This is a genomic window from Myroides sp. C4067, assembly GCF_038039665.1.
Lineage (GTDB): Bacteria > Bacteroidota > Bacteroidia > Flavobacteriales > Flavobacteriaceae > Flavobacterium > Flavobacterium odoratimimum.
This window is the reverse complement of record NZ_JBBPHJ010000011.1, coordinates 13,747-34,235: the sequence shown is the minus strand read 5'-3', so window position 1 is coordinate 34,235 and position 20,489 is coordinate 13,747. Positions and strand designations below refer to the sequence as shown.

Annotated in this window: 24 protein-coding genes and 1 riboswitch; of the genes, 8 read left to right on the top strand and 16 right to left on the bottom strand. The window is 36.9% G+C overall.

The window, feature by feature from the left end; all coding sequences use genetic code 11:
• Positions 1-55: 55 nt before the first annotated feature.
• From pnuC to AABL87_RS09700, 3 genes are all read left to right on the top strand, one after another.
• Complete coding sequence (pnuC, locus tag AABL87_RS09710) at positions 56-682, top strand: nicotinamide riboside transporter PnuC (protein WP_006264587.1); 627 nt, start codon at positions 56-58, stop codon at positions 680-682.
• Positions 667-1,065 (top strand): alternative ribosome rescue aminoacyl-tRNA hydrolase ArfB, encoded by a 399-nt coding sequence (arfB, locus tag AABL87_RS09705; RefSeq protein WP_006259754.1) that lies wholly within the window; start codon positions 667-669, stop codon positions 1,063-1,065. The genes pnuC and arfB overlap by 16 nt, the downstream gene beginning before the upstream one ends.
• Positions 1,066-1,306: 241 nt before the next feature.
• Entirely contained in the window at positions 1,307-3,448 is a 2,142-nt protein-coding gene (locus AABL87_RS09700; RefSeq protein ID WP_341277264.1) for a TonB-dependent receptor, read from the top strand.
• Positions 3,449-3,850: 402 nt separating this feature from the next.
• Here AABL87_RS09700 and AABL87_RS09695 read toward each other — a convergent pair whose 3' ends face one another.
• Positions 3,851-4,306 (bottom strand): Rieske (2Fe-2S) protein, encoded by a 456-nt coding sequence (locus AABL87_RS09695; RefSeq protein WP_326367321.1) that lies wholly within the window; start codon positions 4,304-4,306, stop codon positions 3,851-3,853.
• 155 nt (positions 4,307-4,461) lie between these two features.
• On the opposite strand from AABL87_RS09695, the gene greA reads away from it, so the two are divergent.
• On the top strand, positions 4,462-4,938 hold the full coding sequence (gene greA, locus AABL87_RS09690; protein WP_006262289.1) for a transcription elongation factor GreA: 477 nt from the start codon (positions 4,462-4,464) through the stop codon (positions 4,936-4,938).
• Positions 4,939-4,954: 16 nt separating this feature from the next.
• Positions 4,955-5,344, top strand: coding sequence for an HIT family protein (locus AABL87_RS09685; RefSeq protein ID WP_006259750.1), 390 nt, complete (start codon positions 4,955-4,957; stop codon positions 5,342-5,344).
• Between the two features lie 34 nt (positions 5,345-5,378).
• Here the strand turns inward: AABL87_RS09685 and AABL87_RS09680 are convergent, their stop codons facing one another.
• Entirely contained in the window at positions 5,379-6,533 is a 1,155-nt protein-coding gene (locus AABL87_RS09680) for a sensor histidine kinase (RefSeq protein WP_006262286.1), read from the bottom strand.
• A gap of 133 nt (positions 6,534-6,666) precedes the next feature.
• Here AABL87_RS09680 and AABL87_RS09675 point away from each other — a divergent pair, with 133 nt between their 5' ends.
• The 3 genes from AABL87_RS09675 to aat are packed head-to-tail and all read left to right on the top strand — an operon-like array spanning position 6,667 to position 8,922.
• Positions 6,667-7,539: a flavin reductase family protein gene (locus AABL87_RS09675; RefSeq protein ID WP_036471811.1), complete on the top strand. Its 873-nt coding sequence runs from the start codon at positions 6,667-6,669 to the stop codon at positions 7,537-7,539.
• 25 nt (positions 7,540-7,564) lie between these two features.
• Positions 7,565-8,224 carry a DUF3127 domain-containing protein gene (locus tag AABL87_RS17740; protein WP_058699158.1) on the top strand — a complete coding sequence of 220 codons (660 nt, stop codon included), beginning with the start codon at positions 7,565-7,567 and terminating at the stop codon, positions 8,222-8,224.
• A gap of 47 nt (positions 8,225-8,271) precedes the next feature.
• A complete protein-coding gene (gene aat / locus AABL87_RS09665; protein WP_025124583.1) occupies positions 8,272-8,922 on the top strand; it encodes a leucyl/phenylalanyl-tRNA--protein transferase in 651 nt (216 codons plus the stop codon).
• Here the strand turns inward: aat and AABL87_RS09660 are convergent.
• From AABL87_RS09660 to rplM, 14 genes are all read right to left on the bottom strand, one after another.
• Complete coding sequence (locus tag AABL87_RS09660; RefSeq protein WP_006259745.1) at positions 8,912-9,634, bottom strand: HesA/MoeB/ThiF family protein; 723 nt, start codon at positions 9,632-9,634, stop codon at positions 8,912-8,914. The two genes, aat and AABL87_RS09660, sit on opposite strands and share 11 nt — an antisense overlap.
• A gap of 15 nt (positions 9,635-9,649) precedes the next feature.
• The gene (thiH, locus tag AABL87_RS09655; protein ID WP_131540299.1) at positions 9,650-10,759 is read right to left on the bottom strand and encodes a 2-iminoacetate synthase ThiH; all 1,110 of its coding nucleotides are present in this window, start codon (positions 10,757-10,759) and stop codon (positions 9,650-9,652) included.
• A 3-nt stretch (positions 10,760-10,762) separates the two neighbouring features.
• Positions 10,763-11,539, bottom strand: a complete 777-nt coding sequence (locus tag AABL87_RS09650) for a thiazole synthase (RefSeq protein ID WP_006259743.1) — start codon at positions 11,537-11,539, stop codon at positions 10,763-10,765.
• On the bottom strand, positions 11,536-12,156 hold the full coding sequence (locus AABL87_RS09645) for a thiamine phosphate synthase (protein ID WP_006259742.1): 621 nt from the start codon (positions 12,154-12,156) through the stop codon (positions 11,536-11,538). Before AABL87_RS09645 ends, AABL87_RS09650 begins: the two co-directional genes overlap by 4 nt.
• Positions 12,146-12,898, bottom strand: coding sequence for a hydroxymethylpyrimidine/phosphomethylpyrimidine kinase (locus AABL87_RS09640; protein ID WP_006266780.1), 753 nt, complete (start codon positions 12,896-12,898; stop codon positions 12,146-12,148). The genes AABL87_RS09645 and AABL87_RS09640 overlap by 11 nt, the downstream gene beginning before the upstream one ends.
• Positions 12,865-13,497 (bottom strand): thiamine phosphate synthase, encoded by a 633-nt coding sequence (locus AABL87_RS09635; RefSeq protein ID WP_341277263.1) that lies wholly within the window; start codon positions 13,495-13,497, stop codon positions 12,865-12,867. The genes AABL87_RS09640 and AABL87_RS09635 overlap by 34 nt, the downstream gene beginning before the upstream one ends.
• Before the next feature lie 12 nt (positions 13,498-13,509).
• Complete coding sequence (gene thiC, locus AABL87_RS09630) at positions 13,510-15,324, bottom strand: phosphomethylpyrimidine synthase ThiC (protein WP_341277262.1); 1,815 nt, start codon at positions 15,322-15,324, stop codon at positions 13,510-13,512.
• Between the two features lie 45 nt (positions 15,325-15,369).
• Positions 15,370-15,576: a sulfur carrier protein ThiS gene (thiS, locus tag AABL87_RS09625; RefSeq protein ID WP_006266784.1), complete on the bottom strand. Its 207-nt coding sequence runs from the start codon at positions 15,574-15,576 to the stop codon at positions 15,370-15,372.
• Between the two features lie 64 nt (positions 15,577-15,640).
• Positions 15,641-15,740, bottom strand: a riboswitch (TPP riboswitch).
• Between the two features lie 96 nt (positions 15,741-15,836).
• Positions 15,837-16,316: a methyltransferase gene (locus AABL87_RS09620; protein WP_006262275.1), complete on the bottom strand. Its 480-nt coding sequence runs from the start codon at positions 16,314-16,316 to the stop codon at positions 15,837-15,839.
• A gap of 63 nt (positions 16,317-16,379) precedes the next feature.
• The gene (locus tag AABL87_RS09615; RefSeq protein WP_006259735.1) at positions 16,380-17,555 is read right to left on the bottom strand and encodes a dicarboxylate/amino acid:cation symporter; all 1,176 of its coding nucleotides are present in this window, start codon (positions 17,553-17,555) and stop codon (positions 16,380-16,382) included.
• An 88-nt stretch (positions 17,556-17,643) separates the two neighbouring features.
• Positions 17,644-18,609: a translation elongation factor Ts gene (tsf, locus tag AABL87_RS09610; protein ID WP_006259734.1), complete on the bottom strand. Its 966-nt coding sequence runs from the start codon at positions 18,607-18,609 to the stop codon at positions 17,644-17,646.
• 102 nt (positions 18,610-18,711) lie between these two features.
• Positions 18,712-19,452, bottom strand: coding sequence for a 30S ribosomal protein S2 (gene rpsB / locus AABL87_RS09605; RefSeq protein ID WP_006259733.1), 741 nt, complete (start codon positions 19,450-19,452; stop codon positions 18,712-18,714).
• A gap of 141 nt (positions 19,453-19,593) precedes the next feature.
• Positions 19,594-19,980, bottom strand: coding sequence for a 30S ribosomal protein S9 (gene rpsI, locus AABL87_RS09600; protein ID WP_006259732.1), 387 nt, complete (start codon positions 19,978-19,980; stop codon positions 19,594-19,596).
• On the bottom strand, positions 19,980-20,435 hold the full coding sequence (gene rplM, locus AABL87_RS09595; protein ID WP_025124595.1) for a 50S ribosomal protein L13: 456 nt from the start codon (positions 20,433-20,435) through the stop codon (positions 19,980-19,982). Before rplM ends, rpsI begins: the two co-directional genes overlap by 1 nt.
• Between the last annotated feature and the right edge of the window lie 54 nt (positions 20,436-20,489).

Below are 20,489 nucleotides of genomic sequence, written 5' to 3'. Positions count from 1 at the left end.
ACTTTTGAACCGCATTCCATGAAGAGTGCGGTTTTTTATTTTAAGTGTATTTGTTATGATTGACTTTTTTTTTGGAGCATATAGAGAGGCTAGTACGCTTCAGATAGTGTTAGAATCTATAGTATTTATCTTTGGGATTATGAGTGTATGGTATGCGGGTAAGGAGAACATCCTTGTCTATCCTACAGGCATTATCGCTACGATTATCACTGTTTACTTACTCTATGTGATAGGATATTATGGAGACATGATCTTGAATGGATATTACTCTATCATGAGTGTTTATGGTTGGTATAACTGGTCTAGACAGAAAGACGGAGATACTCTTCTGAAGATTAGTCGTACGAACACCAGTGAGAAGATAAAAGGACTTATCATATTCGCAGTTACTCTTGTGATCATCTACGGCGTATATCACTTCTCTGGCAAAGAGATCCTACCTGAAAACTATATAGACATTATCACATCAGGTATCTTCTTCACAGGAATGTACTATATGGCACTAAAGAAGATAGAGAACTGGACACTGTGGATCATAGGAGATATTATCTCTGTTCCGTTATATGCTTATAGAGGATATGGGATATTAGCAGTACAATTTGCTATCTTTACAGTATTAGCTACGATGGCTTATATATCGTGGTATAAAACAATAAATAGAGAAAAATGCTTAGAGAAATAATAGAAAGAGAACTGACATTTAAGGCTGTGCGCAGTAGCGGAGCTGGTGGTCAGAATGTAAATAAAGTATCGTCTAAAGTGGTTCTGTCTTGGGACTGTCTAAACTCTCAAGGAGTAACAGAAGAAGAGAGAACACTGCTATTAGAACGTCTGAAGAATAGATTTAATAAAGAAGGTGTGCTTATTCTAGACGCGGATAATACACGTAGTCAGGTTAAGAATAAAGAGATTGTTATTGATCGTTTCTTTCAGTTATTAGCGATAGGACTACACATCGAGAAAGAACGTAGAGAGACGAAAACTCCTCGTAGAGTATTGCAAAAAAGAAAAGACAATAAACAACAGAATTCTTTAAAGAAAGCCTTGAGAAAGAGAGTGTTTTAACCCAAAAGATGTTAAACATCTCTTCTTCTTAGATATAGTTGTTTTTCTCTAGAAAAACAGTCTATATTTGTACCATAAATCTCAAAGGGGTGCCGTACGGCTGAGATCATACCCATAGAACCTGGGCGGGTAATGCTGCCAAGGGAGTATATACAGTTCATTCTAGAACTGTTGTGGACTAGTGTAATTATTAATTAATAAGAATAATTGCCCCTTTTATTTGTAGATATTTTTTTTACGAATGAAAAAAACATTACTTCAATCTTTATTTTTAACTGCTGTTTGTGCAAGTTCGACCTATGCACAAGAGAAACAAGTTAAAGATTCTGTTCAACAATCAACACTTAACGAGATCGTATTATCAGCTGTGCGTGCAGATGAGAAGACGCCTATCGCTTATGCTAACTTGTCTAAGAATGAGATCGGAAAGCGCAATCTCGGACAAGATATCCCTACCATCATGTCTTATATGACCTCAGTAGTGACTACTACAGATGCCGGTAATGGGATAGGGTACTCTAGCTTCAGGGTACGAGGATCAGACGCTACACGTGTCAACGTGACCTTAAATGGGATTCCCTATAACGATGGAGAGTCACAAGGTTCGTTTTGGGTAAATATGCCAGACTTTACATCATCTGTCCAGAATCTACAGTTACAGCGCGGTGTAGGTACTTCTACTAACGGATCAGCAGCATTCGGTGCGAGTCTTAATCTAAAGACAGATGACTTCTCACATGAGGCGAATGGAGAAATTTCTAATTCTTTCGGAAGTTATAATACGCGTAAGTCTACTGTGAAGTTTAGCACAGGATTGATCAATGATAAGTTTGAGATTGCTGGTCGTCTATCAGATATGAGGTCTGATGGGTATATAGACCGTGCGTCTTCTAGGATGAAGTCATACTACTTACAGGGAGTGTATGTAGGTGAGACATCATTAGTAAAGGCTGTCGTATTCGGTGGTAAACAGAAGACTTATCAGGCGTGGAATGGTGTATCTCAGGCAGACATAGATAAGTATGGTCGTCGTTATAATCCTGCAGGGAAGTATAAGGATGATCAAGGCAATACACAGTTCTATGACAATGAGACTGATAATTATATCCAGACGCACTATCAACTACATTGGAGTGAGAAGTGGTCATCAGCGTGGTCATCTAATGTGTCACTTCACTATACTAAGGGAGATGGATATTATGAGAACTATAAGACGAACCAGAAGTTTAAGACTTATGGATTCCAACCTATTATCGTAGACGGTAAGGAGGTAAATAAGACAGACCTTATCAGACAGAAGAGTTTAGCGAATCATTTCTACGGTATGGTGTTTAATACGAACTATACTACAGATAAGCTTAATGTAATCTTAGGTGGAGGAGCTAATAAATACGAAGGAGACCACTTCGGTAATGTGTTGTGGACTAGAGAACCTGTGAAGATAGCACCTAACTATGAGTACTACAGAGACGATGCTGTAAAGACAGATCTTAACTTTTACGCGAAAGCTACTTGGCAGTTCGCTGATCAGTGGAGTTTATTTGGAGATATGCAGTATAGACGTGTTACTTATGAAGCTAACGGTATCGAGACAGGGTTAGTAGATGATAAATTTAACTTCTTTAACCCAAAAGGAGGTATTACTTATCAACTGAATGATTCGAACCAACTATATTTCTCTTATGCTAAAGGGAATAGAGAGCCGAATAGAAAGGACTACGAAGGCGAAGGAAAACCTAAATCTGAGAGCATGGATGACTATGAGCTAGGATGGAGATTTAAAGGAGACCGTGCTACTGTGAATGTGAATGCGTACTATATGAAGTATAGAAACCAACTTATCTTAACAGGAGAAATAAACGATGTAGGAGCTATGTTAAGAGCGAATAGTGGTGATAGTTATAGAGCAGGTATCGAGATCGATGCGAATGTGAGAATATTAGATAAGTTATATTGGGCTCCTAGTATGACTATTAGTGCTAATAAGAATAAGAACTTTATGACTACAGTAGCTGATTTACCTGTAAACCTAGGTACTACGAATATCGCATTCTCTCCTGATTTTATTGCTTCTAATGCCATTACGTATTTACCTGTAGAGGGGATGAGTGTATCTCTTCTAACGAAGTTCGTAGGAGAACAATATATGGCCAACTTAGATGCTAAGGAATCAAAGCTTGATTCATACTTTATCAACGATCTAAGTGCTACTTATGAGTTCCCGATTAAAGGATGGGTAAGATCTGTAGGCGTATCTGTATTAGCAAATAATATATTTAATGTAAAATATATGTCTAATGGATATTATGACCCAGAATGGGGACCTGCTTATTATCCACAAGCAGAGTTTAATATCTTGGCAGGACTGACTATTAAGTTCTAATCCATATTAATAAACAATCTAATAGGCTAGATTATTTATAGAGACCACCATAGCGATATGGTGGTTTTTTTTGACCTCGTTTTATCGTAATGTTGCTTTTAGTAAGATGCTGTAGGTCTTATAAGATCTAATGAACTAATATAGAGAGAATGACTCTATTTGCTCTTTTTGACTTATAATGGAGAATTGTTTTTGTTTTAAATGATTGAAATATAGGTGTTTATTCTTTTTTGTTTTTATTTCGTTCGGAAGCTATTCGGTAATAACTAGTATTTACTTGGGTTGAGAAGGGGTTTACCGAACCGTACTAAATCTCTACCCGAACCATCTCCACAAGAGAGTAAGGTACAAAAAAAATACTCCGATGAAGGAGTATTGATATAGATTGATAGGATTTACTTATTAATAAGTCACGAAGATATTGTCACCACTTTTTCTTACTGGATAAGGCTTCAGTTGGTTGTATTTTAACCCTGGTTTTATAGACTGCCCATTACCTAGATAGAAGGCAGGTTCCTCTCCGTTATGTTGATGTTTATTGGTACAGTATACATACGGATCATTAGGTTTTTTTTGTACTAATCTAGAGGTAACAGGGTCAAACGCATGGTCAGGACAGGTTAGATCATAAGCGAAATATTGTGAGCCAGCGTTGAATATTGCTACACCTATAATGCCTTGACTATAATTCACATAAGTACCGTTCTGATATCTTAGGTAGTCTGCATCTGCTTGATATAAATTCACCATAAGATTGACTTTTACATTAGGTAGGTAAGGGTTGTGATACCCGCTACCGCTTTTACTACATGCTGTAGATATTAGTAAAGTAAATAGGATTAGAAATAATTTCTTCATTTTAATAAACTATTTGAAAAACAAATTTAATTATTTAACTTTGACAAATATAGTAGAACAGTTAATTATTGATTTAACGATAAAAATAAAAATATCTTTATAGCGAAGAATCCCGTTTTTATGGGATTTTTTCTATTTATATAAACGTGTTAATTATGAGTAAGATTTCGTATTATACTGCGGAGGGTCTTAAAAAACTAAAAGACGAGTTAGAGCAGTTGAAGAGTGTGGAGCGTCCAAAGGCATCTCAAGCTATTGCAGATGCGAGAGATAAGGGAGACTTATCTGAGAATGCAGAGTATGATGCCGCTAAGGAAGCACAAGGTTTATTAGAACTAAAAATAGCAAAAGTAGAAGAAGTAGTAGCTAATGCTAGGTTGATAGACGAATCTCAGTTAGATATGTCTAAGGCTTTAGTATTATCTAAAGTGAAAATAAAGAATCAAGCTAATGGAATGGAGATTACCTATACATTAGTAGCTGAAAGTGAAGCAGACCTAAAAGCTGCAAAAATTTCAGTAACTTCACCTATCGGAAGAGGACTTCTAGGCAAATCTGTTGGAGATGTAGCTGAGATCCAGGTTCCTAATGGAATCATGAAGTTCGAGATTCTTGAAATCAGTAGAGACTAATTTTAAAAAGTATATTATGAGTTCTATTTTCACTAAAATCATTACTGGAGAGATCCCTGCCTATAAGGTAGCAGAGGATGATAATTTCCTTGCATTCTTAGATATTAATCCGAATGCGAAGGGACATACGCTATGTATTCCAAAAAAGGAAATCAATAAGATTTTTGATATGGAAGAGGATCATTATATGGAATTGATGAGGTTCTCTCGTAAGGTGGCTAAGGCGTTAGAGCTAGCTGTACCGTGTAAGAGAGTAGGGATGGCTGTAGTAGGGTTAGAAGTACCTCATGTACATGTGCATTTAATCCCTCTTCAAGAAATGGATGATATGCGTTTCATTAAGAAAGAAAAGCTAACTCCAGAAGAGTTCGAGAGTGTAGCTAAAGCTATTAATAGTCATTTATAAGACTGTATGGATAATGTAACAAAGGCTGTCTAGATTATAGGTCAGCCTTTTTTTTGTGATATGTGATACAGAATGTAGTTCCTTTACCTATTTCTGATTGCGTTACTTTAATCTTTCCGTTTTGGAATTCTTCTACTATTCTCTTTGTCAGGGATAGTCCTAGCCCCCATCCACGTTTTTTAGTGGTATAACCAGGCTCGAATATTTTATTAAACATCTTCTTTGGTATCCCGCTTCCTGTATCTGTTACATAGATATTGACAGTCTTCTCACTATCCTGTATCAGGATAGCTAGTTTTCCTTTTCCTTTCATGGCATCGATAGCATTCTTGATTAGGTTCTCTATAGTCCAGCTGTGTAATTCCTTGTTTAGAGGAATATTAATTTCGTAGTCAGGACAGTCTAGCGTGAAGATAATCTGTTTAGAGTTTCTCAGAGAGAAATAATCAAATGACTTTCTCGTCTCTGATACGATATCTACGTTCGTTAACTTCGGTATAGACCCGATCTTAGAAAAACGATCTGCTATTATCTGGAGTTTTTTGACATCTTTTTCTATTTCATCTGTGATTTCGGGGCTTACATTATCTAGCTTCATGATCTCTACCCAACCTAATAGTGAGGATAGAGGTGTACCTATCTGATGGGCTGTTTCTTTAGCCATTCCTGTCCATAGCTTGTTCTGAGTAGCGATCTTATTACTTCTATAGAAGTAGAATAGCAGTACTGTGAAGAATAAGAATATCAGTACTAATGTGACAGGGTAGTACTTTAGCTTGGTCAGTAAGGATGAGTTACCATAATAGACATACTGAGTTTGCTTACCTACTTTTAGGATAATAGGCGGGTTTTGGAACTTCAGTTTGCGCAGTAGAGCTTCTTTTTTCTCAGGAGTATTGACTATTTGTTCATCTATATTGTTTAGAGAGATGATCTTATCATGCTCATCTGTCTGAATAATAGGGATAGTCTTATTCTCCATGATAATCAGAAAGGGTAGAGAAACGTCAGCTTCTATAGAGGTGGCTATATCAAGTGTATTCAGCGCTTCTGCCCAGATTTTCATCTTGGTTCTCTCCTCTGTCTTATAGGTTTGAAAAAAGGAATAGGTGTTCCACAAGATGACTAATAAGGTGATTAAGGCTGCAGTAATGACTGACCAACGAAATATTTCTTTTTTATTTCTCAAGTTCTGATATGGGTTTTATGAACATTTAAAAGTAATTAAAATAAATGAATTGAATTTAGTTTAATGAAGTATTAAAAATTTTATGGTTCCTAAAAGCTTTTGTAACTTTACTTTTCTTCAATTAAATATACATATGAAATCTATAGAACCTAAAGATATATCTGTAGTAGAATTACAGAGATTAATGCAGACGTCTATCGGACCTCGTCCTATAGCACTAGCTAGTACCGTAGATGCGGATGGTAGACCTAATCTGTCTCCGTTTAGCTTCTTTAATATGGTGAGTACTAACCCGCCTATATTGGTCTTCTCTCCGTCTAGACGTGTGAGAGATAATACGAATAAGCATACCTTATTTAACGTACAGGCTAATCTACAAGTAGTGATTAACGTGGTGACTTATGATATGGTACAGCAGACTTCTCTATCTAGTACAGAGTATAAGGATGGGGTGAATGAGTTTGTCAAATCAGGATTGACGATGGTGCCATCTGATATCGTGAAGCCATTCAGAGTGAAAGAAAGTCCAGTGCAGTATGAATGTGTGGTACAGGAGGTAATCGGACTGGGTAATGATGGAGGTGCTGGTAATCTAGTGATCTGTGAGGTGGTAAAAATACATGTCAATGAGGAAATATTAGATGAGAACGGACAGATAGATCAGCATAAGATAGATCTAGTAGCACGTATGGGAGCGAACTGGTATACTCGTGCGAATGATGGGATATTCGAAGTAGAAAAACCATTGACTACACTAGGTCTAGGAGTAGATGCACTACCAGAAGGAGTAGTGGAGAGTGGAGTATTCTCTGGCAATGACCTTGGAATATTAGGTAATGTAGAGCAGCTGCCTACTGAAGAGGAGGTTGCTTCTTTTGTGAATGCAAATGAAGAGTTAAAAGAAATTTTGGTTGCTAAGAATCAAATCAATAAATTTAAATTAGCAAAAAAATATTTAGAAGAAAATAATGTACCTTTGGCTTGGAAAACAATTTTAGCCAAATAGATTGTAATTAAAAAAAGAGATTAAAATGGAAGTTACAGGAAGAATCAAATTAATTGGACATACACAAGATATCAGTTCATCATTCAGAAAGAGAGAAGTAGTAGTGACTACTGAAGAGCAATATCCTCAGCACATTATGATTGAGTTTACACAAGATAAAGTAAATTTATTAGACTCTTATCAAGTAGGTGAGCAAGTACGTGTATCTATTAATTTGAGAGGTAGAGAGTGGCAAAGTCCACAAGGAGAAATCAGATACTTTAATACAATCCAAGGGTGGAGAATAGAACACATGATGCCAGTTCAACAAGGTGGTAACATGGGACAAAACCAACAACCTTATATGGGACAACAAGATAATATGCAGTCTCAATACGGAAATACTGGTATGCAACAACAATCTAACCAACAACAAGGTTTCGCTCAGAACAATCAAGCTCAACAAATGGGTGGGTTTAATCAAGGGCAACAAGGTGGTTTCGCTCAAAATAACCAAGCTCAACAAGGAGGATTTAACCAAAACCAACAACAAGGTTTTGCTCAGAATACTCAATCTCAACAAATGGGAGGGTTCAATCAAAACCAAAACCAACAAGGTTTTAACCAAGGACAAAGTAATATGGGACAACAGTTTCCTCCTGCTTCAAGCTATATGGAGGAAGATCACGATGATTTACCATTCTAAAAATATTCTTTTAAGATGTCCCTAAGATTATTCTTAGGGACTTTTTTATGCCTATGATAACACTCTTAGACAGTAATTACTTATACTTTCCAGCAGTAGATAATACGCATGAGTCAGGTATTTTAGCCATCGGTGGTGATTTATCTGCTAATAGATTGATATTAGCGTATAAGTCTGGGATATTTCCTTGGTTTGAAGATGGAGAGCCTATTACATGGTGGTCTCCTAGTATGCGTATGGTGCTAGAGCCTGATGAGGTATATATCTCTAAGAGTATGCGTAGTATCTTAAAGAAAAATATATTTACAGTTACTTTTAATACTTGTTTTGCAGATGTAATTAATAATTGCCAGAACGCTAAGCGCGATGGGCAGTTAGGTACTTGGATTACAGATGATATGATCAAGGCATACTGCAATCTACATGACTTAGGCATCGCTAAATCTGTTGAGGTTTGGCAAGATGGAGAACTGGTAGGTGGTCTGTATGGCGTAGACATGAAACCTGTGTTCTGCGGAGAGAGTATGTTCTCCCTCATACCAAATGCTAGTAAAGTAGCCTTTATCTCCCTCTGTGAGTATTTAAGAGACAAAAAGTATACTTTGTTAGACTGTCAAGTATATAATGATCATCTAAGTTCTTTAGGTGCTTATGAGATACCTAGAGAGGTATTTCTAGAATATTTACCTAAGAGGTAACGCTACCATACTTCAGTTTGTTTATTTCCCAGGTCAACGTGTTGAGGATAAGAAGTTGACCAGAAAGGGAGGGAAGGTCTAAGATGACTTTCAGTGTCTCATGAGCCATAATAGTTCCTATTATACCAGGGAATGTACCAAGTACCCCATTAAGACTACAGTTAGGGACATCTTCTGGAGCAGGAGGCTCTGGGAAGAGATCACGGAGGTTGGCATTGTTATGATGATTAAAGACACTCACCTGACCTTCAAAACCTAATATAGTACCATAGACTAGTGTCTTATCTAATGCTACACATGTGTCATTCACTAGATAACGTGTGCTAAAATTATCACTACCATCTACGATAATATCGAATGAACTCAGAATAGCTACTGCATTGTCAGAGGTTAACTGTTCATCGTATATTGTGAAGTGGATATGTGGGTTTATTTGTTCGATGCGTTGTTTGGCTATACTAGTCTTGTTTTTGTTGATGTCAGCTTCTGTAAATAGTATTTGTCTGTGAAGGTTGTGATGTTCGATAGTATCAAAGTCTATTACCGCTAGTGTGCCTACACCACAACTAGCAAGGTAAGTTAGCACTGGAGAACCTAATCCTCCAGCACCTATTACTAATACCTTAGCTTGTTTTATCTTCATCTGACCGTCTATTCCTACTTCAGGTAGATTCATCTGTCTGTTATATCGCAAGAAATCTGTTGTATCCATATTATAGTTCTTTATTTATTGATAGGCTTTATCCCAGTCTTTCCATATAGGATCATATCCTGCTTCTTTTATCAGCTGGTATATCTCTGATGTACTTCTAGTATCACAGATCTCAAATTGTTCTAATGAGTCTTCTGATACACTATATCCTCCAGGATTAGTTTTTGAACCGGCACTCATCGTAGTAGCACCTAGTTTAAATACATTGTTTCTCAGTATTTCACTCTCACGGGTAGAGATAGATATCTCTAGGTCTTCATTCCATATTCTGTATGCACATAAGAGCTGTATGAGGTCTCTATCTTCCATGATGAAGTTAGGTTCTATAACGCCTTCTGCAGGTCTTAGTCTAGGGAAGGATACAGAGTATTTCGTTTGCCAATAAGTCTTTTGTAAATAGTCTATATGTAGCGCATTAAAGAAGCTATCTACTCGCCAGTCTTCTAGTCCAAGGAGTACACCTAGTCCTATCTTATGTATGCCAGCTCTCCCTATTCTATCAGGAGTATCTAATCTATATTCAAAGTTAGATTTCTTCCCCTTAGGGTGGTATTGTTTATATACCTCTTTATGATAGGTCTCTTGATATACCAGTACAGCATACACACCTAGATCAGCTAACTGTTCATACTCATCTTGTTTTAGGGGTTGTACCTCTATAGAAATGGTAGAAAAAGACTGCTGTATCTGTTCTATACTCTGTTTGAAGTAATTGATATTGACTATGTGATTAGCCTCTCCTGTTACGAGTAATATATGATCATACCCCTGTGCTTTGATTACTTTGACTTCTTGTTCTATTTCTTTTGGAGAGAGAGTCTTTCTACGAATGTTGTTATCTAAGCTGAAGCCACAGTAGGTACAGATATTATTGCACTCATTACTAAGATACATCGGAGCATATAGTGATATCGTCTTGCCAAATCTCTTTTGAGTAAGCTGTTGACTCTGCTGAGCCATCTCTTCTAGATAGGGTGTAGCAGCAGGAGAGATAAGATGGATAAAGTCTGTGAGGGTCTTCTTATTCTTAGCTAAGATCTGTTCTACTTGTACAGAGGTTGTCTCATAGATTGTTCTCTTAATCTCTTCCCAGTCGTATTGTTCATAAGTTTGTATAAAAGACATAGTTTATTCTGTTAGAAATGCTGTTAGTGGACTAGAAGCTTGAGCGTGATTTACTACAGTAGCTAGCTTAGCCTCATACGCTAGGCGACCAGCTCTGACAGCGAGTTTAAAGGCAGTAGCCATTTGTTCAGGGTTACCAGCTACTGCTATAGCAGTATTGACAAGTACAGCATCAGCGCCTATCTCCATAGCCTTAGCTGCGTCCGAAGGCGCTCCGATACCAGCGTCTACAATAACAGGAACTTTACTATTCTCTATGATAATTTCTAAGAAGTCCATTGTTTTTAACCCTTTATTGGTACCTATAGGGGCTCCTAAAGGCATGACAGCTGCTGTACCTACTTCTTCTAGTCGTTTACACAATACAGGGTCTGCGTGTATGTATGGCAAGACAACAAACCCTAGTTTGGCTAGTTCTTCTGTCGCTTTTAGGGTTTCGATAGGATCGGGAAGTAGGTATTTAGGGTCTGGGTGTATTTCTAGTTTAAGCCAGTTTGTCTCTAGTGCTTCTCTAGCTAGTTGTGCTGCGAAGACTGCTTCTTTAGCATTTCTTGCTCCTGATGTATTAGGTAGAAGGTGGATATGTGGGTACTGTAGATGAGTGAGTATAGCATTGGTGTCAGTGGTCGTGTCTATTCGCTTCAGAGCGACTGTAACTAGTTCGCTTTCGGATGCTAATGTAGCGATTTCCATATCTGCGTTAGAACCGTATTTACCCGTTCCTAAGAATAAGCGTGACTGAAAGGTCTTATCCGCTATTGTAAGTGGTTGTGTATTCATTTGAGTATATAGTTTAGTTGTTGTAGTAATGTTTTTTTATCAGTGCTGTTTTGAAGTAAACCAGATATCGCTATGCCATGTAGTCCTGCTTGTTTTAAGTCTTCTACATCTTCTAGTTGTATGCCACCTATAGCTACTACGGGGATGTTGATATCTAGTTCTTGCATCTGTTTTAGGAGCTGTTGATAACCTGCTAGACCAAGTATAGGGCTTAGCTTCTGTTTAGTAGTAGTAAATCGATAAGGGCCTAGACCGATATAATCACAACCTTCTGCATGTCTAAGTTGGATGTCTTCTATTGTATTAGCTGTACCTCCTATGATCTTGTTAGGCAAATAAGCTTTGGCTTGTGTGATGCTTAGATCAGTAAGTCCTAAGTGGACACCATCGGCCTCTATAGCTTTAGCTAAGTCTACATGATCATTAATGATCAGAGTAGCTTGATATTGTTCACATAGTTTTTTGACCTGTTCTGCTGTTTGCCACAGGGTAGTATTCGTCGTATTTTTGAAGCGATATTGTATCCACTGTTGTCCTGCTCCTAATACAGTTTCTATATGATATAGCTGTTCTTGTGGAGTATCTCCATGACTGATGTATTGTATTTTATTTAGCATGATATCCGAGTAAGGTATGATTAGAGTTGAAGAATGTTTCTATGTAGGCTTTAGCCTTCTGAATAGCTGTCAATGTGTGATCTCCTTTTGCAATATTAGCTGTTATCGCAGAGGATAATACACAGCCAGAACCGTGTTTGGGATAGTCAGATAGCTGAGTTGGAGGTATAGTTTGTATCACCTCTTTACTCACATAGTAGTCAAAGCCCAATGCATTAGGATTATGTCCTCCTTTTAGAAGTAGATCACAGTATTGACTTAATCGCTGTGCTTTTTGAAGAGCATCGTCATTCGTAGTGACTAATTGGTGTATCTCTAGGTAGTTTGGTGTAATCAGATCTATCTGTTGTAATACAGTAGTTAAAGAATCAATTCGTTCAATAGTCTGAAAGTCAAAACCACTAGATGAACGCAATACAGGGTCCCAAATAACTTTGGTCGTTGGAGATAAACCTTTGATAGTATCCACATATAGCTTCAATGTGTCTAGGTCTTTGACAATACCTATTTTTATTGCTGCTATAGTATAGTTCTCAAGTATAACAGATAATTGACGGATAGTATATTCTTCTTCCCATCTTACATGGATAAAGTTATCTTCTGTCTGTATCGTATTAGCAGATAGCACTGCCATAGGATATACTTGATGATGTTCAAATGTTTTAATATCTGCCATAACCCCAGCACCACTAGTAGGATCAAAGCCAGCTATTGCCAATGCAATTGGTCGTAATATTGACATAATTCAAATTGTTTTAAAGGTTGCTCAGCTTCCCATATTGTTCCTAATAAGGCATAATCATCAAATCCCATTGTATGAATGGATTTGATGTGAAAAGGAGTAATTCCTCCAAGGGCAACTAAGGTTACTCTGTTATTAGTTCTTTGCTTTAATTCCTCTGTCCAATCAATAGTTGAGACATACCCTCTCTTAGATATACTAGGATAGATAGGACTGATGAATGCTCTGTCTATGTTTGTTGATAACTTATTAACCTCACTTATACAATGAACAGATGTTGATAACTTAGGCAGTTCTACACTATAGTTATTAACATATAAACAATCAGCTGTTGATAAGTGTGTATAAGTACTGTTTATCTTGTTGATAAGTGCTTTATATTGTTTAAAAACGTGTTCATTGTTGTTAATAACTATTGTTGGTATGTGTATAACTAAGTACGGATGATAGTAATTGTCGATATTATTCACCCATTTTACTAACTCTTCATAGGACATATTCGGTTTGCGAACATGAAGTAGAGGCAAGCCTTTCTCAAACATTTTGTTGATAAGGCTTGTCTCGTTTTCTATAGGAGTAGGGTAGGTTATGACCACCATCTCTGTTCTCTTTTATAGATATATTTCTTTTCCTAATTCTATAAACTCTTCTGACTTCTCGCGCATTCCTTGTTCTGCTGTATCTCTAATTTCTTGTGATATTTTCATAGAACAGAATTTAGGTCCACACATAGAACAGAAGTGAGCTACTTTAGCGCCATCAGCAGGTAGTGTTTCATCGTGAAACTCTCTTGCTGTATCAGGATCTAGTGAAAGGTTGAACTGATCTTCCCATCTAAATTCAAAGCGGGCTTTACTCAGTGCATTATCTCTGTATTGTGCTCCAGGATGTCCTTTCGCTAAGTCTGCTGCATGAGCAGCTAGTTTATAAGTAATCACACCATCCTTCACGTCTTTTTTGTTAGGTAGACCTAAGTGTTCTTTTGGTGTTACATAACATAGCATAGCCGTTCCGTACCATCCTATCATAGCTGCTCCGATAGCTGAAGTGATATGATCATAACCAGGAGCTATATCTGTAGTCAAAGGACCTAATGTATAGAATGGGGCTTCTCCACAGTCGCGAAGTTGCTTTTCCATATTCTCCTTAATCATGTGCATAGGTACATGTCCCGGTCCTTCTATCATGACCTGTACATCGTGTTTCCACGCGATTTTAGTTAGTTCACCTAGTGTTTCTAACTCTGCAAATTGAGCTGTATCATTTGCATCTGCAATAGAGCCAGGTCTTAGTCCATCACCTAAAGAGAATGCTATATCGTATTGCTTCATTACTTCACATATTTCTTCAAAGTGAGTATATAAGAAGTTTTCTTTGTGATGGAATAGACACCACTTCGCCATAATAGACCCTCCACGGGATACAATACCTGTCACTCGATTAGCAGTCAAGTGAATATAGCGTAGTAGTACTCCAGCGTGTATAGTAAAGTATGATACTCCCTGTTCTGCTTGTTCAATTAGGGTATCTCTAAAGATCTCCCACGTCAAATCTTCGGCTATTCCTTTTACTTTCTCTAATGCTTGGTAGATAGGTACTGTTCCGATAGGTACTGGAGAGTTGCGTATAATCCACTCTCTTGTTTCGTGAATATTCTTACCTGTTGATAAGTCCATAATCGTATCTGCTCCCCAGCGACATGCCCAAACTGCTTTCTCCACTTCTTCTTCTATCGATGAGGTCACAGCACTATTTCCAATATTAGCATTGATCTTCACTAAGAAGTTACGCCCGATAATCATAGGTTCGCTTTCAGGGTGGTTGATATTATTAGGAATGATAGCACGTCCGCTAGCAATCTCTTCTCTGACAAACTCTGGTGTAATGAAGTTTTTAGGAGTATTGGCACCGAAGCTATTGCCTTGATGCTGTTGCTTCATGGCTGAGGTTGCGTTATTCAGCTGTTCTATTCTTTGGTTTTCTCTGATGGCTACATATTCCATTTCAGGAGTTATTATACCTTTTTTAGCATAATGTAGTTGAGTAACATTAGCTCCTTCTTTAGCAACCTTTGGGTTATGTCTAAATTCAAAGCGCAAGTGATCTAGTTTTTCATCTGCTAATCTAGCTTTACCATATTCTGATGTGATAGAAGATAATGTATTCACATCCTCTCTATTTAGTATCCATTCTTCGCGTAGACGTGGAATACCTTTGCGTATGTCTATGGTAATATCCGGATCAGTATAAGGACCTGATGTGTCATATACGGTTACAGGTGGATTCTCTTCTGTACCGCCATTAGATAGTTTAGTGTTGCTAAGAGATATCTCTCTCATCGCTACTTCTATTGGGAAGAGCTCTCCCTTGATGTATACTTTTTTTGAGTTAGGGAAAGGGGTTTGCGAGATACTGTGTTGTTCCATTGTCTTTTAGTTTTATGAGTTATTTAGTTTTTTAAACGAATGGAATCAACCACCTTGAGTAGCAGTTATAATTAAGATATCATCACTAGTAGATAAGTGATAAGTAGACCATAGGGGTTTAGCAATAACAGTTTGGTTCACAGCTACCGCTATCCCTTTTTGTTTCAGTGGATAATAAATATCCAACATAGCCTGAATACTTAATGTATCCGTGTCAAATAGTACTTGTTGATTGTTGATTTTTAGTTCCATTCCTTTTCGTTTTGATATATAACTTTAGGAATGGCTACAATAGGGTACGAACGTACCTATCTAATGAAGTCATCTTACTTTTCCCTACGCTAGTATTAACTAGATCAGGTTCCAAGGGTGAAGTCTCAGCCTACAAAGTCTTGTAGACACCCCTAAAGCTTGAGGCAAATATAGGTCTTTTTTTGAACTGTGCAAATTAGGTGTAGGGATAACATGATATAATAAAAAAACGCTGAGGGAATTCCTCAGCGTTTGTATACTTATATTTTTTCAGCGTAAACGATATAGTATCTAGGGGTAAACCATCTAAAGATCGGACGTATCCCTAGTTTTTTGATAGGGTGTGTCCACATATCTCTATCTACGATTTTATACCCTGCTTTCTCTACTAGCCAGTCTAATTGCCAAGCTTCGAATTCGTGATAATGTCTGTCTAGCATATCTGTTTTACTTCTATATGCAGTACTAAACCACAAGCGCAAAGGAACAGAAATCATTATTTTAGAAGCTTTACACGATTTTAATACCGTATAAGGATTTAGTAAATGTTCTACAATTTCAAAAGCTGTTAGTACATCATAATCAGTATTTAAAAGTACATTCTGATCTTCGTCTAAGTCCTCACCAGAAGTATTGATTACTTGATAACCATCTTCTTTCATTATTTTGGCTAGTGGGTTAACTACTCCTAGATCTAGTATTTGTGAGTCTTTTGAAATGTGCTTATTGACAAACTCCATTGTCTTTTTAAATCTCTTACTCGGATATGTTTTCTCGTACATAATTGTGAATTCGCTAGAACATTATGCTTCTGTTATAGCTGTGTTTTTAGATATTCTGTTTACTATAATAGCGATAGCTCCATCACCCATAACGTTACAAGCTGTACCGAAGCTGTCCATAGCGATATATAGTGCAATCATTAAACTTTGTTGTTCTGTATCAAATCCTAAGATAGAACTTAGTACTCCTAAAGAAGCCATAATAGCCCCTCCAGGTACACCAGGCGCTGCTACCATCGCAACTCCTAACATACAGATAAAACCAACCATTAACGTAAAGTCTACAGCTTGCCCTTGTACTAACATTAATGCAACAGCACACGCTACAATTTTTAATGTACTACCTGCTAAGTGTATTGTCGCACACAAAGGTATAGCAAATCCAGCTATTTTAGGATCTACATTATTCTTTAATGTTTGTTCTAATGTCACAGGTATTGTTGCTGCAGAAGATTGTGTTCCTAGAGCTGTAAAGTACGCAGGTAACATATTTTTCATTAGCTTAATAGGGTTCTGCTTACTTATCGTACCTGCTATTATGTATTGGAACAGTAGAACGAAGATGTGTAGTAAGAAGATCACTCCTATGATTTTTATAAAGGTGTCTAGTACAATGAATACTTGCCCATTATAAGTCATATTCAAGAATATACCGAAAATAAAGAGCGGTAAGAACGGAATAATGGCTTTGTTGATTAATGACATGATAATACTCTGAAAGTCGTTAAAAACACCCTCTAAGTATTTGAAATTACCTTTAGAGATTCCTATTCCTAAAATAAAAGAGATGATTAAGGCACTCATGACATCAAACATTGGAGGCATTTCGATATTAAAGTAAGGAGCTAGGTTCTTTGTTGATTCTGTAATATCTCCCATTTGTTCTGTCGCTAGTATACTTGGGAATGTCGATATACTCACTCCATAAGATATAAAACCTGCGAATAGGGTAGAACCATAAGCAATAGCTGTGGTAATGATAAGTAATTTACCTGCATTTTTGCCAATGTTACCAATCGCAGGAACGATTAGCCCTAAAATGATAAGTGGGATAGAGAAGCCTAGAAAGCCACCGAATATACTGTTAAAAGTACTAAATATTCTACCTATTGATTCTGGTAGATAGTTTCCTAACACACTACCTAATGCGATAGCGATAATGATCTGCACTAGCAGATTGTTCTTTAATAATTTCATAATAAAATTAGTTGTGTCAGGTAAAAGTAATAAAAAAAAGCCTCAGAATTAACTGAGGCTTTTCTAAATATTGCTAAAAGGTTATTGATTAACCTAAAGAAGCTCTTTTGAATCCAGTGATTTCTACGTTGAAACCTTTTACATAGTCAGCAACTTTTTTAGACTCATCTTTAATGAAGTTTTGGTCTAATAATGCTTTCTCTTGGTCTAAAGTAGTGTTGTCACTGATGAAACGTTGGATTTTACCTGGTAAGATTCTATCCCAAATGTTTTCTGGTTTACCTTCAGCTTTTAATTCAGCTTTAGCATCTTCTTCCGCTTGTTTTAATACTTCTTCAGTAAGTTGAGCGTAAGAAATATATTGAGGTACATTTTTAAGAGTTTTCCCTAAACGTACTAATTCTTCGTTTTCTTTTACGATAACAGCGATACGAGCCTCAGTTTCTTTAGCAACGAATTCTGCGTCAAAATCTTTGTAAGATAATGTTTCAGCACCCATTGAAGCAACTTGCATAGATACGTCTTTAGCAATCTCGTCAGCTTTAGCAACAGCTTCAGATAAAGCAGTGATAGCAGCGATTTTGTTTCCGTGAACGTAAGAACCGATGAAAGCACCTTCTAATACTTCGAAAGAACCAATCTCGATTTTCTCACCGATAACTCCTGTTTGCTCAACACATTTTTCAGCAACAGTCATTGTAGCGTCGAATGGAGATGCTAAGAATTCTTCTTTAGTGTTAAAGTTGATAGCTTTCTCAGCTAATTCTTTTGCTAAAGCTTGGAACCCTTCGTTTTTACCTACGAAGTCAGTCTCACAGTTTAATGTGATAACTACACCTCTAGTTTTGTCTGCATTAACTAAAGCTACAGCAGCACCCTCGCTTGACTCACGGTCAGAACGGTTAGCAGCAACTTTTTGTCCTTTTTTACGTAAAACTTCGATAGCTTTATCGAAATCTCCTTCAGCTTCAACTAAAGCTTTTTTACAGTCCATCATTCCGGCACCTGTTTGTTGTCTTAGTTTATTTACTTCTGCAGCAGTAATATTTGCCATTTTAAAAGAGTATTAATGAGTTAATAAAAAAAAGTCGTTATCGACAGTGTATACAAAGGTAGACAACTATCAGCATAACGACTTTATGATATTGTTAAAAAATTATGCCTTAGCAGCAGGAGCTTCTACTTTAGTAGCTTCTTCTTTTTCAGACTTTCTTTCTGCATTACCTTCGATAATAGCAGAAGTCACTAATGATAAAATTTTATCGATTGATTTAGAAGCATCATCGTTTGCTGGAATAACAAAATCTACTTGACGTGGGTCAGAGTTTGTATCAACCATAGCGAAGATCGGAATGTTTAATTTTTGAGCTTCTTTTATCGCAATGTGTTCAGCTTTAATATCTACAACAAATAGAGCTGCTGGTAGACGAGTCATGTCAGCAATAGAACCTAAGTTTTTCTCTAATTTTGCACGAAGACGTTCAACTTGTAAACGCTCTTTCTTAGAAAGAGTCATAAATGTACCGTCTTTTTTCATTCTATCGATTGAAGCCATTTTTTTAACAGCTTTACGAATAGTAACGAAGTTTGTTAACATACCACCTGGCCATCTTTCAGTGATGTAAGGCATGTTAGCAGCAGCTGCTTTTTCAGCTACGATGTCTTTCGCTTGCTTTTTAGTTGCAACGAAAAGGATTTTTCTTCCTGATGCAGCGATTTTTTTCAAAGCTTCATTAGCTTCTTCTATTTTAGCTGCAGTTTTATATAGATTGATAATGTGAATACCATTACGCTCCATATAGATATAAGGAGCCATGTTTGGATCCCATTTTCTAGTCATGTGTCCAAAATGAACACCTGCTTCTAGTAAATCTTTTACTTCTACTTTGTTTGCCATTTTCTAATAGTTTACGTTCTGTTACTTTAGCAATAATCGAGTAGCAATAAATTGGTCTCAATTATTTAGATGCTAAACTACCTCTTACAGCATGTTGTAAGTGGGGCAACAAAAACCCAGATTTTTAATAATAAATAAATATTAACGTTTAGAGAATTGGAATCTCTTACGAGCTTTCTTCTGACCGAATTTCTTACGCTCTACCATACGAGGGTCACGAGTCAATAATCCTTCTGGTTTAAGAACTGCTCTGTTCTCAACATCAAGTTCACACATTGCTCTAGCGATAGCCATACGCACTGCTTCAGCTTGACCTGTTGTTCCTCCACCGTATACATTTACTTTTATGTCAAAGTTCTCAGCGTTCTCAGTCATTGTAAGAGGCTGTAATACTTTGTACTGTAATGTACCAGTTGGGAAATAAGTTTTAAAATCTTTTTTGTTAACTGTGATGTTACCTGATCCTTCAGAAACATAAACACGAGCAACAGCGGTTTTTCTTCTACCGATTTTGTGAATAACTCCCATTACTTAATTTCGTTTAAATTAACGGCCTTAGGTTGTTGAGCTTCATGTTTGTGCTCAGAACCTACATTAACATTTAAATTACGGAATAATTGTGCTCCTAATTTGTTTTTAGGCAACATTCCTTTTACTGCTTTCTCGATCAATAATGCAGGGTTTTTTTGTTGCATTACTTTAGCAGTTAATGATCTTTGTCCTCCTGGGTAACCTGTGTGACGGATGTAAGTCTTGTCATCTAATTTGTTACCTGTTAGGTTGATTTTCTCTGCGTTGATAACGATTACGTTGTCTCCACAGTCTACGTGCGGTGTATAATTTGTTTTGTGCTTACCTCTTAAAAGTACTGCAACTTTTGAAGCAAGACGTCCCAAATTTTGACCTTCAGCGTCAACAATTAACCACTCTTTTTGAGCAGTTGCTTTGTTAGCCGATACTGTCTTGTAGCTTAAACTTTCCACAATAAATTTGTATTTAATTAAACATTCCATTCCCAATTAAGGGAGTGCAAAAGT

Coding starts and splice junctions, on each gene's coding strand:
- pnuC (WP_006264587.1), top strand. CDS start 56: ATGATTGACTTTTTTTTTGGAGCATATAGAGAGGCTAGTACGCTTCAG.
- arfB (WP_006259754.1), top strand. CDS start 667: ATGCTTAGAGAAATAATAGAAAGAGAACTGACATTTAAGGCTGTGCGC.
- AABL87_RS09700 (WP_341277264.1), top strand. CDS start 1,307: ATGAAAAAAACATTACTTCAATCTTTATTTTTAACTGCTGTTTGTGCA.
- AABL87_RS09695 (WP_326367321.1), bottom strand. CDS start 4,306: ATGAAGAAATTATTTCTAATCCTATTTACTTTACTAATATCTACAGCA.
- greA (WP_006262289.1), top strand. CDS start 4,462: ATGAGTAAGATTTCGTATTATACTGCGGAGGGTCTTAAAAAACTAAAA.
- AABL87_RS09685 (WP_006259750.1), top strand. CDS start 4,955: ATGAGTTCTATTTTCACTAAAATCATTACTGGAGAGATCCCTGCCTAT.
- AABL87_RS09675 (WP_036471811.1), top strand. CDS start 6,667: ATGAAATCTATAGAACCTAAAGATATATCTGTAGTAGAATTACAGAGA.
- AABL87_RS17740 (WP_058699158.1), top strand. CDS start 7,565: ATGGAAGTTACAGGAAGAATCAAATTAATTGGACATACACAAGATATC.
- aat (WP_025124583.1), top strand. CDS start 8,272: ATGCCTATGATAACACTCTTAGACAGTAATTACTTATACTTTCCAGCA.
- AABL87_RS09660 (WP_006259745.1), bottom strand. CDS start 9,634: ATGGATACAACAGATTTCTTGCGATATAACAGACAGATGAATCTACCT.
- thiH (WP_131540299.1), bottom strand. CDS start 10,759: ATGTCTTTTATACAAACTTATGAACAATACGACTGGGAAGAGATTAAG.
- AABL87_RS09650 (WP_006259743.1), bottom strand. CDS start 11,539: ATGAATACACAACCACTTACAATAGCGGATAAGACCTTTCAGTCACGC.
- AABL87_RS09645 (WP_006259742.1), bottom strand. CDS start 12,156: ATGCTAAATAAAATACAATACATCAGTCATGGAGATACTCCACAAGAA.
- AABL87_RS09640 (WP_006266780.1), bottom strand. CDS start 12,898: ATGTCAATATTACGACCAATTGCATTGGCAATAGCTGGCTTTGATCCT.
- AABL87_RS09635 (WP_341277263.1), bottom strand. CDS start 13,497: ATGGTGGTCATAACCTACCCTACTCCTATAGAAAACGAGACAAGCCTT.
- thiC (WP_341277262.1), bottom strand. CDS start 15,324: ATGGAACAACACAGTATCTCGCAAACCCCTTTCCCTAACTCAAAAAAA.
- thiS (WP_006266784.1), bottom strand. CDS start 15,576: ATGGAACTAAAAATCAACAATCAACAAGTACTATTTGACACGGATACA.
- AABL87_RS09620 (WP_006262275.1), bottom strand. CDS start 16,316: ATGGAGTTTGTCAATAAGCACATTTCAAAAGACTCACAAATACTAGAT.
- AABL87_RS09615 (WP_006259735.1), bottom strand. CDS start 17,555: ATGAAATTATTAAAGAACAATCTGCTAGTGCAGATCATTATCGCTATC.
- tsf (WP_006259734.1), bottom strand. CDS start 18,609: ATGGCAAATATTACTGCTGCAGAAGTAAATAAACTAAGACAACAAACA.
- rpsB (WP_006259733.1), bottom strand. CDS start 19,452: ATGGCAAACAAAGTAGAAGTAAAAGATTTACTAGAAGCAGGTGTTCAT.
- rpsI (WP_006259732.1), bottom strand. CDS start 19,980: ATGGGAGTTATTCACAAAATCGGTAGAAGAAAAACCGCTGTTGCTCGT.